The sequence below is a fragment of the Flammeovirga sp. SJP92 genome (assembly GCF_001583495.1).
GTDB lineage: Bacteria > Bacteroidota > Bacteroidia > Cytophagales > Flammeovirgaceae > Flammeovirga.
Map to the genome: position 1 here is coordinate 131,680 of NZ_LQAQ01000112.1, position 13,062 is coordinate 144,741.

The 13,062-nt window shown below is 32.9% G+C and carries 14 protein-coding genes; 9 read left to right on the forward strand and 5 right to left on the reverse strand.

The genetic code is table 11. The features are described from left to right. Nucleotides 1-49 precede the first annotated feature (49 nt). Together AVL50_RS29815 and trxA are read left to right on the forward strand one after the other, a co-directional pair. Entirely contained in the window at nucleotides 50-631 is a 582-nt protein-coding gene (locus AVL50_RS29815) for a nitroreductase (RefSeq protein WP_062621239.1), read from the forward strand. A 171-nt stretch (nucleotides 632-802) separates the two neighbouring features. Beyond that, the gene (gene trxA, locus AVL50_RS29820; RefSeq protein ID WP_062621241.1) at nucleotides 803-1,123 is read left to right on the forward strand and encodes a thioredoxin; all 321 of its coding nucleotides are present in this window, start codon (nucleotides 803-805) and stop codon (nucleotides 1,121-1,123) included. A 73-nt stretch (nucleotides 1,124-1,196) separates the two neighbouring features. On the opposite strand, the gene AVL50_RS29825 is transcribed toward trxA, so the two are convergent. From AVL50_RS29825 to AVL50_RS29840, 4 genes are all read right to left on the reverse strand, one after another. Continuing rightward, a complete protein-coding gene (locus AVL50_RS29825; protein WP_062621243.1) occupies nucleotides 1,197-1,820 on the reverse strand; it encodes a hypothetical protein in 624 nt (207 codons plus the stop codon). 205 nt (nucleotides 1,821-2,025) lie between these two features. Continuing rightward, nucleotides 2,026-2,757 (reverse strand): YebC/PmpR family DNA-binding transcriptional regulator, encoded by a 732-nt coding sequence (locus AVL50_RS29830; protein ID WP_062621245.1) that lies wholly within the window; start codon nucleotides 2,755-2,757, stop codon nucleotides 2,026-2,028. Nucleotides 2,758-2,873: 116 nt separating this feature from the next. Further along, the gene (locus AVL50_RS29835; protein WP_062621247.1) at nucleotides 2,874-3,434 is read right to left on the reverse strand and encodes a phosphoribosylglycinamide formyltransferase; all 561 of its coding nucleotides are present in this window, start codon (nucleotides 3,432-3,434) and stop codon (nucleotides 2,874-2,876) included. A 196-nt stretch (nucleotides 3,435-3,630) separates the two neighbouring features. Beyond that, the gene (locus AVL50_RS29840) at nucleotides 3,631-4,545 is read right to left on the reverse strand and encodes an ROK family protein (protein ID WP_062621248.1); all 915 of its coding nucleotides are present in this window, start codon (nucleotides 4,543-4,545) and stop codon (nucleotides 3,631-3,633) included. Between the two features lie 129 nt (nucleotides 4,546-4,674). Here AVL50_RS29840 and AVL50_RS29845 point away from each other — a divergent pair, with 129 nt between their 5' ends. From AVL50_RS29845 to AVL50_RS29875, 7 genes are all read left to right on the forward strand, one after another. Then, a complete protein-coding gene (locus tag AVL50_RS29845) occupies nucleotides 4,675-6,861 on the forward strand; it encodes a SpoIIE family protein phosphatase (protein WP_062621250.1) in 2,187 nt (728 codons plus the stop codon). A gap of 587 nt (nucleotides 6,862-7,448) precedes the next feature. Then, nucleotides 7,449-8,489, forward strand: a complete 1,041-nt coding sequence (locus AVL50_RS29850; RefSeq protein WP_062621252.1) for a hypothetical protein — start codon at nucleotides 7,449-7,451, stop codon at nucleotides 8,487-8,489. A 129-nt stretch (nucleotides 8,490-8,618) separates the two neighbouring features. Beyond that, nucleotides 8,619-9,572 (forward strand): calcium/sodium antiporter, encoded by a 954-nt coding sequence (locus AVL50_RS29855; protein WP_062621254.1) that lies wholly within the window; start codon nucleotides 8,619-8,621, stop codon nucleotides 9,570-9,572. Between the two features lie 183 nt (nucleotides 9,573-9,755). Next, nucleotides 9,756-10,160: a hypothetical protein gene (locus tag AVL50_RS29860; protein WP_062621256.1), complete on the forward strand. Its 405-nt coding sequence runs from the start codon at nucleotides 9,756-9,758 to the stop codon at nucleotides 10,158-10,160. Nucleotides 10,161-10,340: 180 nt separating this feature from the next. After that, complete coding sequence (locus AVL50_RS29870) at nucleotides 10,341-10,820, forward strand: DUF4265 domain-containing protein (RefSeq protein ID WP_062621261.1); 480 nt, start codon at nucleotides 10,341-10,343, stop codon at nucleotides 10,818-10,820. 60 nt (nucleotides 10,821-10,880) lie between these two features. Continuing rightward, the gene (locus tag AVL50_RS33590; RefSeq protein ID WP_216639104.1) at nucleotides 10,881-11,183 is read left to right on the forward strand and encodes a hypothetical protein; all 303 of its coding nucleotides are present in this window, start codon (nucleotides 10,881-10,883) and stop codon (nucleotides 11,181-11,183) included. After that, nucleotides 11,180-11,722 (forward strand): metallophosphoesterase, encoded by a 543-nt coding sequence (locus AVL50_RS29875; protein WP_371259063.1) that lies wholly within the window; start codon nucleotides 11,180-11,182, stop codon nucleotides 11,720-11,722. The genes AVL50_RS33590 and AVL50_RS29875 overlap by 4 nt, the downstream gene beginning before the upstream one ends. 153 nt (nucleotides 11,723-11,875) lie before the next feature. Here AVL50_RS29875 and AVL50_RS29880 read toward each other — a convergent pair whose 3' ends face one another. Beyond that, a complete protein-coding gene (locus AVL50_RS29880; RefSeq protein ID WP_062621262.1) occupies nucleotides 11,876-13,054 on the reverse strand; it encodes a helix-turn-helix domain-containing protein in 1,179 nt (392 codons plus the stop codon). Between the last annotated feature and the right edge of the window lie 8 nt (nucleotides 13,055-13,062).

Here is a 13,062-nt window from a genome sequence, read left to right on the forward strand (position 1 = left end):
ATAATATTGTGATTAATTTTAAGCTAATAATTGACAACAATACTTAATAATGAATAAAGTAGAACAGATTTCTTCTTTAATAAAAGAAAGAAGATCCTTTTACCCGCACGAATATATTGAGGGAGAGATTCCTAATGAACATATTGATTTGATATTAGAAAATGCTAATTGGGCCCCAAATCATGGATTGACAGAACCTTGGCGTTTTTTTGTATTTGAAAAAGAAGGATTAAAGGCATTGTCAGAAGCACAAGGCAATATCTATAAAGAAAATACTCCTGAAAGTGAATTTGAGCAAGCTCGATTTGAAAAACTTTCAAAACTTCCTTTACAGTCCTCTCATGTGATTGCGATTATAATGAAAAGAGGTAACAATCCTAAAATACCCAAAGTGGAAGAGATAGAAGCAGTTGCTTGTGCGGTACAAAATATGGCATTGACCGTGACTGCTTTAGGGTATGGTGGTTATTGGAGTACAGGTGGAATGGTAAAGTTTAAAGAGTCTAAAGAATTCTTTGGGTTAGGGGAGGATGATGAATTTTTAGGTTTATTTTATTTAGGATTGATACGTGAAGGAAACAAAATTGGTAAACGTAAGGATATCAAGGAAAAGGTAACTTGGGTAAGATAAACCACTTACATTTTTGTATAAATAAAAACTATAGAGGTATAGATTTAATCTTTGTAACTATGCCTTTATTTTTGCTACATTTGTGCAACCAAATTATAACAATCGCGTATTTTATATATGTAATTGAAAATATGATAATTTGTTCATACGTAAAATATTAATTTTAATATAATGGGAAAAGCAGTAGAAATCACAGATGCTAACTTCGAGGAAGTAGTATTAAATTCAGATAAACCAGTTTTAGTTGATTTTTGGGCAACTTGGTGTGGACCTTGTTTAATGATGGCTCCAGTAATTGACGAGTTAGCTGTTGAAATGACAGATGCAGTTATCGGTAAATTAGACGTGGATGCTAACCCTCAATCAGCTGCTAAATTTGGAATTCGTTCAATTCCTACAATGTTAGTTTTCAAAGGTGGTGAGCCTGTAGATAAGATCATTGGAGCAGTAGCTAAAAAAGAATTAGAAGCGAAAGTAGCGGCTCAAGTTTAGTTGATACTTCACTCAAAAAAAATAGCCTTAGTAGTAAACTAAGGCTATTTTTTTGCTTTAAAAATCCTAAGTATTAAAGGAATAGAGTAGGCAATTCGCTACATCCTTTAATTGATCCATCGGTTTGCCAGATCTTAGGGAATTGACCAAAATCAGGGTCGATTCCTGGAGGCAATGTGAAGCCAGGATCTACCAAACCTAGAATGAATACTAATAAATCTGAAGTAGAGATATAGTATTTAGAGGCTGAATCATCCCATTGTACAAAGTCTTCGAAAACAACGTCACTTTGAACTACACCAACTCCAAATTCAGGGTCAGGATTGATATTTAAACAACCTGCCGCTAATTGTAAGCTTTGTGAGTAAGTAGCACCTGAGTCAGCAGTAAATGTGTATTTGTAATCGTCAGATCTTGATGTGCTTGTAAGGTTAAGCGTGGCATCAAAAACAACAGATACACTACCCAAGTCTTCTACACTAGTTTTGAGTTGTGATACTACACGAATTTTGTTGCTTGAGTGGTCAAATGAAACTTGGACATTTTCAATTTCTAAGTCTTCGTCTAAAGTTATGCTTTCACCGAATGAAAAATAGATCGGATTGACATCTTTTCCTGATGTGGTATCGTCGTCGTCACTACAAGAGAACATGAATATTGACAAACCGATCAAAAACAAAAATTTTAAATGTTTCATAAATTTAAAAAAGGGTTATTAATTGATAGCAACTGAAAGTTATCGAACGGAAATTAAAAATGTATTATTTCTCTTAGAATAATCCATATTATTCTGAATAAGATAAAAGCCATCCCTTTAATTACATAAAAAGATGGCTTTTTAATATGTAATATGAGGAGAAAGAATAAACAAAAAGTGCCTTTTTCTCCAAAATCATATTTTATTATTCCATTGTATGATATACGCTTTGTACGTCATCATCTTCTTCTAATTTTTCAATTAGTTTGTCTACTTCCTCTTCTTGTTCAGGAGTAAGTTTTTTGGTTGTAGTAGGGATTCTTTCAAGACCAGAACTGATGATTTCAACGCCCATGTCCTCCAATGCTTTCTGTAAAGAACCAAAGCTCTTGAATTCACCGTAGATCATGATTTTCTCAGTATCTTCATCGTTTTCAGCTTCTTCAACAAAAACTTCCTCCGCACCAAAATCAATTAATTCTAATTCAAGTTCTTCAATGTCTAATTCGCCTTTGGCAATTTTGAAGTGACATTTATGCTCAAACATAAATTCAACAGAACCTGAAGTTCCTAAGCTACCATTACATTTATTGAAGTAACTACGAACGTTAGCTACAGTTCTATTATTGTTATCTGTTGCAGTTTCAACTAATACGGCAATACCGTGAGGAGCATACCCTTCAAACAGTTTTTCATCATAAGAAGAAGTATCTTTATCTGTTGCTCTTTTAATAGCACGTTCGATGTTCTCCTTAGGCATGTTTTCAGCTTTACAGTTTTGTAAAACCGCACGAAGTCTAGAGTTGGAATCAGGATCAGAAGAACCACCCTCTTTAATAGCAATTACAATATCTTTACCTAGACGGGTAAAGGTCTTTGCCATATGTGCCCATCTTTTTAATTTTCTTCCTTTTCTAAATTCAAATGCTCTTCCCATTTTTTTATTTTTTTGCTACAAATTGGAGTATTTTCTCCAAAAAGTAAATCGTTATTTTTATCAAACCACTAATTTATAACTTTCAATAGAGATACAAAATAGTGTGTTCACCTTTTCTATTCTGCTAAAATATTTTCAATTACACGAGGGTAATAAAAATGCTCTAGCTTTAAAACCTTAGCGGCCACTTGTTCAGGAGTATCCGTAGCGTCTAACTGTGTAGTGGCTTGTAAAATGAACTGACCTTCGTCGTATTCATGATTACAATAATGAATGGTAATACCAGAAATCGCCTCTTTGTTTTCTACAACAGCACGGTGTACATTGATACCGTACATTCCTTTTCCTCCATATTTTGGCAATAGAGCAGGGTGGATGTTGATCACTTTATTAGGATAATGATCAATGATATCCTCGCTCACTAATAAAAGGAAACCTGCCAAAATGATAAGCTCTACATCATTTTCTTGAAGGAAACTTAAAACTGTTCCATTTGAAAATTCCTTTTTCAGAAAGCTGTAATGAGGAATGCCAAGTGATGCTGCTTTTTCTAATACGCCAGCATCTTTATTATTGGAAAGTACAACAAATTCTACATTGTCGTTTCTTTCAAAATGTTTAATGATTTTAAAAGCATTCGAACCCGTTCCTGATGCAAAAATACCTATCTTTTTCATGATGCTAATTTAGTTTCTGCAAAGATAAACAGGTATTCTATTAAAAACAGTAATTTGAGAACTATCTTTTGTAAGGTTTGCCATTCCAATTTCTATATCCGCTTACCAAAAACAACTTCAATCATTTTTTTTGCAAAAAAACTGCTGAAAACACTATGTATAAAGGTCTTCAGCAGTTTTCTGAAAAAAGTATCTTTTATTTTGTTTCAATAGCATTGATACCTAAAGAAGCTGCTCCTAAAATACCAGCATTATTGCCAAGTGTAGCCAGACGAATGTCTAATGATTTGGTATAATAGGGTGGTAAAAAAGCGTTGATCACTTCGTGCATATTATGTTTTAAGTAGCTGAATGTTTCAGAAACACCACCGCCAATCAAAATAGTCTTGATGTCTAGTATTCTAACCACAGATACAATTAGTTCACCTACATATTTACCCATGTCGTGATAAACTTGTAAAGCCAATTCATCTCCTTCATGTGCAGCATTAGCAACCATTTTTGCATCAAAATCACCTGAAAGAGTAGTAGAGAGTTTACCTTCAGCTATGTAATTCTTAGCCATTTCAATGATCCCGGCTTTACCAATGTTTTGTTCAATAGTACGTCCTGTACTTGACATAACATGACCAATTTCTAAACCATTACCGTCGCCACCTTTAAAAACTTGGCCATTAATAACACATCCACCGCCAACACCAGTGCCAAGAGTAATAAAAAGGTAAGTCTTAGGAATTGCCTCTAAGCCAAAATGCAATTCACCTAAAGCCGCAGCATTAGCATCGTTATCCATGGCAATAGGTAGTCCTGGAAAATCATTTTTTAAGATTTTTACTAGAGGTTGGTTTCCTAGAGCAGGAACATTGGGTAAATCAAGGGTAGAATTTCCATCTGCTGAAATAGTACCAGGAATTCCAATTCCCACAGAAGCAATATCGGGGAACTTTTTCAGCCTTTTAGCCAGTAGTTTGGAGAAGTTGCCACAGAAGTCACCACCTTCAGAAACTTCTGCAGTAGGGTATTTTTTTTTCTTGATAATGTTACCATCAGCGTCCACAACGCCAAATTTGACATTTGTGCCTCCAATGTCTACGCCCAAAAATTGCTTCATAATCAATAGTTTTAATCAAATTAAAATTCTTTGAGGTTAATTTTAATAAATCATTTTTACTTTTCCTCACGGATTATACAGAATTATTGAAGTGATTTTGTATTTTTGGCCGATACTCTTATTTAAAATATGTTCTGGACTAAATTTTTGAAACAAGTAGCATTACTACTATTTTTTTTTAATATATATAATTGTTCATATGCTAAACTAAATGAAAGTGTACTAAATACTGAAGATTCAACCTTTAGTGAACAATATATAGAATGGAAAATAAGCGAATCGTTAACTCTAGGTAGACTGGACAGTGCCAAACATTGGTTGGACTTAGAGGCAGACTGTGTGAAAGTTTCAAGCAGTTATAATAGAGAATTTTACTTCTTCTCTAACTTATGTACTTATTATGAGTATAAGGGTTCTATTGATACAGCAGAGTATTATTGTGAAAAAGCGATAGAAGTTGCAGAGAAAGCTTATGACCTGCAATTAATTTCTACTGGACATACAAATCTCGCTACTGTATACACATCTCAAGGAAAGACTGCTACAGCATTAAATTTACTGAAGGTTGCTTATGAAATTGATAAGCAAAGAGTTGATCAAGTAGATCTTGCTTATACTCTCAATAACATCGGTTATATCTACATACAACATAAAGAATACGTTCAGGCTTTTGAAGTTTTTGAGGATATTCTGAAAATTAAAGTTGATTCAAATAACATTCATCTTGATAGAATAAAAGGTACAGCTTTGTTGAACATTGCTGATATTCATTTAGTATTTAAAGAATACGATGAATTGGCCAAGGTGTTGACAAGAATTAATAACATGAAAATATTTACGAAAGACAACGATTTTGAGTCTTACGTTTTATTTTCCATCTTGAAAGGGCAGTTGGCAATGAGTCAGGGTGATTACTCTTTAGCAAGAAAGATATTTTTAATTACAGTAAAAGAAGCCAATAAAAAGGACCTTCCTCTTCCAAAATTAAATTCTTATTTGGCTATAGGTGATTATTACTTAAAAAGAAAACGATTCAATAAAGCATACGAGGTATATGAAATGGCTTACAAGATCACAAAGTCAAATAAGCTATTGGATTATGAATATGAAGTAGCTTTGAAGTTAGCGGAAACACTAAAACATTTAAATAAAGATCAGTCTATCTATTTTTATGAAAAGAGTATAGTACTGTCTGATAGTTTATTTGATATACAGAAAAGTGAAGCAGTGGCTGATATGCAGGCTTTTCATGAGGTAGAAGACCAGAAAGATGAAAATGATGTATTAAGAGAAATTGAATTGAAATCAAGTCACCGTTTAGATGCACAACGAAAATTTATCTATTTCGCTGTAATTATTGTATTGATTCTTTTGGTATTCCTTTATTATATCTATTTAAATCAGAGAAAGACAAAGAAACTTAATTTCAAGCTTACAACCGCCTTGGATAAAATTGAGATGGCAAATATTGAGATTGAAAATGTGAATGAAGAGCTGTTGAAGAAAAATGATATTTTAAAAGAAACATTAGAACATTCTGAAGCTCAAGGGAAGCAGTTGAACCATCAGAATCAGAAAATTTCAAACAGTATCAAGAGTGCATTATTGATTCAATCATCAATCCTTCCATCTCAACAGGTGATTGATCATGCATTTCCAAATAACTTTATTTTTAATCAGCCTAAAGATATTGTAAGTGGGGACTTTTACTGGTTCACTGAGCAGGATGAATGGAAAATTTATGCTTGTATAGATTGTACAGGTCATGGTGTGCCAGGTGCTCTGATGTCAATGATGGGAGCAAGCTCACTTTATGAAATTGTAAGGGGTAAGAAGATTTTTTCTCCTTCAAAAATTCTGAAAGAGCTGAACAACATTGTGGTCCGTAATCTTCAGCAAGATAAAACCATGAACAATGATGGTATGGACATGTCAATTATTGCAGTAAAAGGCAATCAATTGTATTGTGCAGGTGCCAAAAATCCTATTTATCTGGTGAGAGATAATGAGATTCATAAATTGAAAGCTACACGTAAGTCGATTGGAGGTGAGCTTAATCTTACTTATGAAGAACATTTCTGGGAAATTCAGAAAGGAGATTGTCTTTACATGGCAACAGATGGTTACCAAGATCAGTTTGGAGGACCTTTCGCTAAGAAGTTTATGGTGAAAAAGTTAAGAGAATTGTTGCTCAAAATTTCCGTTCATTCAGCAGAAGAACAGAAAACAGTTTTAGGAAATACAATCAATGATTGGAGGAGTGTAGGAGATTGGGAACAAGTTGATGATATGTTGATTGTAGGAATTAAGTTCTAAGTACTAAGACAAAATTATATAATACTAATTCATATTATTTTTTCCGATTACTGCCTTGCAAAAACTTTAAATAGAACTACTATCTATACGTTTTTGAGCGTTGTACTCACAAAAAATAACTAAGAATTAATTATCATTTATTTTTGGCTTAGTACTTAACATTGAAGAGTTAACAGTAAAAGAGTCTTGATATTTAAATATCAGGACTTTTTTCTTAAATAAAGAAAAAGAAAATCTTCAGAAAAGATCAGTTCAAGAAGTTGAAAAATTGGAAACAAAATACAAGGTAATTCAAAACTAAATCACGTTCTTTGAAAGAGATAAAACAAATGAAATGAAGCAGACTTCAGTAGATTTATTAAAATCCTATTGAAGTTCACAAATTTATCTGACAAACAATTTATTCATATAGATTATTAACCTTAAATACTATGTCAAAAATAGATCATAATTAATTGTAACTTATATTTTGCTAATACAACGCTAAAAAGTAATAATAGTGACTCTATTTAGTGTTTTTTTGAAGGAAGTAATCGACAAGCAATAAATAGAATTAGTATTAAAAATCTCTTAGTACTTATAAAATTATGAAGAAGCTAAACATTAACTATTACCTATTCCTATTATCGATTTTTTGTATTATTTCTTGTACAAAAGATGTCATCGAAGAAGAAACAATTCCGAATAAAGCCCCAATTGCAAGCTTTGATTTTAATGATTTGATAGACAATTTTGAGTTGGTTTCTAATTCAACTGACGAAGATGGAGATTCATTGTCTATTATATGGAGCACAGAAAGTGAACTCATAAAAATCAACAGTCACAACTCAGAAAAAGCCTATATCTATTTGCCTGTTTTAGAAAAAGAGGAAGAAATTGAAGTTCACCATATAGTAAGTGATGGAATACTCTCTGATACTTTGATAAAGACGATCCGTTTACCTCAAACTACCAATGCTAGGAAATGGGGTTTAGGAACTGAGGTGATTGAGGAAAAGAGTAATAATGTGGAGCATGAATGGTATATAGATCAAAAAAACACAGGAACCTATTATTATGAAAACTGTGGACCATCAGTTGCGACTATGTCTATCAAATGGATCAATCCTAATTTTAATAAAACAGCAGAAGATGCTCGAAATACTTATCGTCCTGAAGGAGGTTGGTGGTACACATATGATATTACAAATTATCTACTAAAAAACGGTTTATATCCTTATACAGAAGAGATTGAGCATTGTGATTCCTTAACTCATCAAATTGATGAGGGTAATATTGTGATACTTTGTTTAGATATGTATTACGTGCAGCGTGAAAAGAAGAGCAAGTGGAGAGTGGATAAGTTTTATCTTGCCAATACTACTGGATGGGGACATTTTATCATTTTGAAAGGTTATAAAAAAATGGAAGATAAAGTCTATTTTGAAGTATATGATCCTTACAGTATGAACAAAATGTATGATGATACTTCTTATAAAGGCAAAGACAGATATTATTCGGGTGATGATCTTGAAGAAGCTTCTAAAAACTGGTGGCACTTTGCGATTATCGTCTCTCCTGAAAATGTACCAATTTCAACGGCATTTAGGACACTAAACGAATCTATACCTCATCAATCTGGTCAATAATCATTTTGCGAAAATCATTAGCATCAGACTAAATAGAAATGCTTTAAAATTGTTTTATACAAAAAAAAAGGGGATTGCAACATTCAAAACTCAATTCCGTTTAGCTTTTTGGTTATAAAAAATAATAGCATGATTATACCAATTTTATTAGTCGCAGCGGGGTTCGTGACATTGATTTTTGGGGCGAACTGGGTAGTGGATGGAGCTTCTTCTTTAGCAAAGAAATACAATATTTCTGACCTAGTGATTGGTTTGACGATTGTTGCGTTTGGTACATCCGCACCGGAACTTGTGGTGAATAGTATTGCCTCAATAAATGGCTACTCAGATATTGTTTTAGGGAATATCATAGGTAGTAACAATTTCAACTTATTCATTATTCTTGGGATAACTGGGTTAATATTACCTATAAAAGTACAATCATCAACAGCATGGAAAGAAATACCAATTTCACTTCTGATTTCTGTATTACTTCTCTTTCTTTTGAATGATTTTATTTTCTCTGGAACTACTTATTCAAGTAGAATAGATGGTTTGATTTTGTTGGTGTTATTTGGCTTTTTTCTCTTTTATGTATTTTGTCAGGTTAAGACTGAACCTCAAAATATCACAGCGGAGAACAAAAAAACAACACTAAAAATTATTGGACTGATAATATTTGGTTTGGTCGGACTGATTTTAGGAGGCCAACTTGTAGTTATCCATAGCGTAAAAATAGCGAATACGCTTGGTATAAGTGAAAAAATCATTGGATTAACTATAGTCGCGGCGGGAACATCATTACCAGAACTTGTTACATCTGTTGTTGCTGCAGTAAAGAAGAATAGTGATATTGCTATTGGAAATGTTATTGGCTCCAATATTTTCAATATACTTTTGATTTTATCTATAAGTAGCATCATTCAACCAATCGAATACAACCCAAAGTTTGATCTTGATCTCTATATATTGATTGGAGGGACTGTTTTTCTTTTAACCTCAATGTGGACAGGTCAAAGAAAAAAATTAGACCGTTGGGAAGCAGGGTTTCTCTTTGGATTTTATATGATATACACCATTTATTTAGTGATGAATGAAGTTTAACAAAGAAGCCTTTTGATTGTTTAATCTACCAGAAGGCTTCTTTGTACAATCATTTTATAGAAGTAGATTGTCTTGAGAAATTCTTCCTGTTAGTATATTCTCTTTTAATTGTTTGCTTTAAGTTTTTTAATTATTAAGATTCGTTAGATCCTGTTGTGGTAGATTTTTTAAGATGGATAAATAATGCTCAAGAATTATGTGACAGTGATGGCATTGGAATATTTGGATAATTATGGGAAATCAATAGCGATTATGCAGGCTTTTAGTTCATTCTCACTAGGTGGTTCAATCAGTGTAAACGGTTATAGTTGGCAAAAAGATGTTCCACCTATTGCTGCAAGTGTTATATCATTTACTTTACTTCAAGAGAATGGCGAAATTATTGAATGTAGTAGGTCTCAACATCAGGAATTGTTTAAGTTGGTCATTGGTGGCTATGGTTTGTTCGGCATTATTTTAGATGTGAAACTCAAAGTGGTAGACAATGAAGCTTTACAGTTTAAATTCAAGCATATAAGTGCTGATAAATATCTGAGTTATTATAAAAAATATGTTTCTGATTTTAGTAGATATTGCTTTCAAAAATGAAGGTACATTTTACTTGCCTTATCGCTTGCACTATACAAAAGAGCAAATGAGAAAAGCATATCCAAATTCGGATCACTTTTTCAAGCAGAAACTTAAATATGATCCTGACGAACTATTTAGTAATAAGTTTTATGAGCATTATAAGTAAAAACTGAGATTGGAATAAAAAAATCTGCAATTATGGATAAAGAACATTTAGTGAAAGTTTATATTGACCTGCCAAATCATTGGGCGATTGGAGGTGAATCTTTGTGGGCAAAACCATTGGGGAAAGATCTGTATCAGATCGACAATGTCCCTTTTTATGCATATGGATTAAATCTTTATGATACCGTTCGAGCAGTCAAGCATGAGGAGAATGGAGTCTTTGAGATCAAAGAGTTGGTCCAAACTAGTGGACATCAAACATTTCGTATTTATTTTGAAGAGCATTTTCCAAATGAAAAACGTTTGGAACTGCTTGAATCCATGAAAACCTTAGGTGTTTCATTTGAAGGGTTGAATGCAACCTATTTTTCTTTAGATGTAAGTCCAAATGGAGAATATGATGAGGTATATGATTATTTGGATGAATTAATGGATGATAATATTATAGGATTTGAAACTTGTGAGGAAAGAGTTGAAGGTAGTTTTGATGCCTATCCTGATGAAGATGAATAATTTTATATTGAAAAATAACTAACTTGACATACAATCTTAAAAGCAACCTATTTTAAAATCATGAACAGAAGAAAATTTTTAAAGCAAACTTTATTTGGTACAGTTGGAGCAGGTGTTATGACAGGCCTTTATACTTGGCAAGTAGAACCTTTTTGGCTGGAATTTGTCAAGAAGAAAATGCCAATAGAAAATCTTCCTGACAATCTTGTAGGAAAAACTTTAATGCAAATTAGTGATATTCATATCGGAAACCGGTTTGATTATGATTATATCATTGAATCATTTAAAAGGCACAAAGTTTTAACCCTGATTTTGTTGTTTATACAGGTGATTATGTCAGTTATGAGGATAAAGAACAATTGAATCAGTTGGATGAAGTTCTTCAATATATAGTGAAAGGAAAACTTGGAACTGCAGGGATTCTTGGAAATCATGATTATGGCAAAAATTGGTCAGAGCAAGATGTAGCAGATAAAATTGCTACCCGATTGACTGATGTAGGAGTACAAGTACTCAGAAATTCTCAATCCGATTTTGAAGGATTAAATATTATAGGTTTTGATGATTACTGGGCGGTGAATTTTGCCCCTCAAAAGGTGATGAATGACTACGATCATAAAAAAGCAAATCTCCTTCTATGCCATAATCCCGATGTTTGTGATTTGGATGTTTGGAATGGGTATAAAGGTTGGATATTAGCAGGGCATACTCATGGAGGACAATGTAAACCTCCGTTTTTAGAAGCTCCAATACTTCCAGTGAAAAACAAAAAATACGCTCAAGGAGAAATAGATTTAGAGGATGGAAGAACTTTGTATATCAATAGAGCAGTGGGCCATTTATGGCAAGTGAGATTTAATGTGAGACCAGAAATCACATTATTTGAACTTGATAAAGCCTAGTGTAATTGAACGCTTTCGAAAAATTTTATTCAACAAAAAATGTTAGATATATTTTTCAATCTTATTATGGAACCTAGGCACTATTATATTATTGAACAGTTGCGAACAGATGGACAAACCAAGCAACATTCAACAGAAACTCCCGATAGCCTACTAGTTTTTTCTATCAAGCAACACAAATTCCATTTCATATGATTTTCTTTCCCAACCAGAAACTTTGAATAAAGCAAAGAAGTCATCGTTTTGATGTAGTTGATGTCTTTTATAAAATGCATCGACAGATTCTGAATCAGTAAAATAACTCACCGCACTGATGACACCACAGTCTTGGTCTGAAAGGAAAAATCGCACTTCATTACCAGCAGGCATTGTTATTTTGGCAACTACTGTGTAATCTATAATTTTTCCTTCTTTTGTAACGTAATCATTATACGAGGTCTCTTCCTTAGAAATTGGATCTTTCCTAAATAACTGTTGACTACTGTAGGAGTATTGCGGAAAGTTTTCTTTCAATATGTTTTTTAGTAATCCCATCGATTTCGATTGCCCGAAGTATACTAAATTCCGATTTTCAATTTGCCCTATATTCCATTCTGAAACCTGTGTGATATCGAAAGCATAGTCATATTCACTCCAAAACTGGGTGATCTTTTTACTACAATAGGGGGCCATCCAATTAAAATAGTGGTGACGGCTTCCTTGAAATTGATCAATATTTTCAACATTTGGATGTTCTTCAATAAAAGTCTGAAGCTCTTCATCTGAATTAATCTCATAATCACGTATAATACCTTTTCTACCTGTGGAGATAGGTCCTTCAATGGTGAAATAATCCCCAAATATAACCGTAGTAGAAAAGTCATTTTTCATTAACGTATTCCAAAAATCGTTGGCTTTATTTTGAAGAAGAAAATAGCTCATCACTCCAAGTGGAATTAAAGCGAACAGTAAGTACAGCTTATTGAATTTTGAAGGAGGAACAGTGGGTAATTTTTGAAACTTTTCAAAATGAACTTTATACTGTCCTTTGTGGATTCGGAATACAATTTCACCAGGAGTTGCAGAAGTAGTATAGTACTCATCTAGTTTTTTACGAAGGTGGTAAATATAAACTCTGACTTTATTATCAGATTTGATGGGGTCATAGTTTACTCCAAAAAATTCAGTACCAATACTGACCTCTTTTATATCATCTCCTTTTAATGTTGACTCTACCAAAAACCTTAAAAGTCTAAGGTTTATCTTAGAACGAGAAAATGCTTTGTCTGAAGCAAGTTTGTTTAGTTGAGCGACGATTTCGTCTTGTGTAAATTCTTCTTTGATTATTTTCATTTGCCTTA

Bases quoted from the DNA above. Each gene is read 5' to 3' on its own strand.
- AVL50_RS29850 (WP_062621252.1), top strand. From the start codon at position 7,449: ATGAAGAAGCTAAACATTAACTATTACCTATTCCTATTATCGATTTTT.
- AVL50_RS29835 (WP_062621247.1), bottom strand. From the start codon at position 3,434: ATGAAAAAGATAGGTATTTTTGCATCAGGAACGGGTTCGAATGCTTTT.
- AVL50_RS29845 (WP_062621250.1), top strand. From the start codon at position 4,675: ATGTTCTGGACTAAATTTTTGAAACAAGTAGCATTACTACTATTTTTT.
- AVL50_RS33590 (WP_216639104.1), top strand. From the start codon at position 10,881: ATGAACAGAAGAAAATTTTTAAAGCAAACTTTATTTGGTACAGTTGGA.
- AVL50_RS29825 (WP_062621243.1), bottom strand. From the start codon at position 1,820: ATGAAACATTTAAAATTTTTGTTTTTGATCGGTTTGTCAATATTCATG.
- AVL50_RS29860 (WP_062621256.1), top strand. From the start codon at position 9,756: ATGCTCAAGAATTATGTGACAGTGATGGCATTGGAATATTTGGATAAT.
- AVL50_RS29815 (WP_062621239.1), top strand. From the start codon at position 50: ATGAATAAAGTAGAACAGATTTCTTCTTTAATAAAAGAAAGAAGATCC.
- AVL50_RS29870 (WP_062621261.1), top strand. From the start codon at position 10,341: ATGGATAAAGAACATTTAGTGAAAGTTTATATTGACCTGCCAAATCAT.
- trxA (WP_062621241.1), top strand. From the start codon at position 803: ATGGGAAAAGCAGTAGAAATCACAGATGCTAACTTCGAGGAAGTAGTA.
- AVL50_RS29840 (WP_062621248.1), bottom strand. From the start codon at position 4,545: ATGAAGCAATTTTTGGGCGTAGACATTGGAGGCACAAATGTCAAATTT.
- AVL50_RS29880 (WP_062621262.1), bottom strand. From the start codon at position 13,054: ATGAAAATAATCAAAGAAGAATTTACACAAGACGAAATCGTCGCTCAA.
- AVL50_RS29855 (WP_062621254.1), top strand. From the start codon at position 8,619: ATGATTATACCAATTTTATTAGTCGCAGCGGGGTTCGTGACATTGATT.
- AVL50_RS29830 (WP_062621245.1), bottom strand. From the start codon at position 2,757: ATGGGAAGAGCATTTGAATTTAGAAAAGGAAGAAAATTAAAAAGATGG.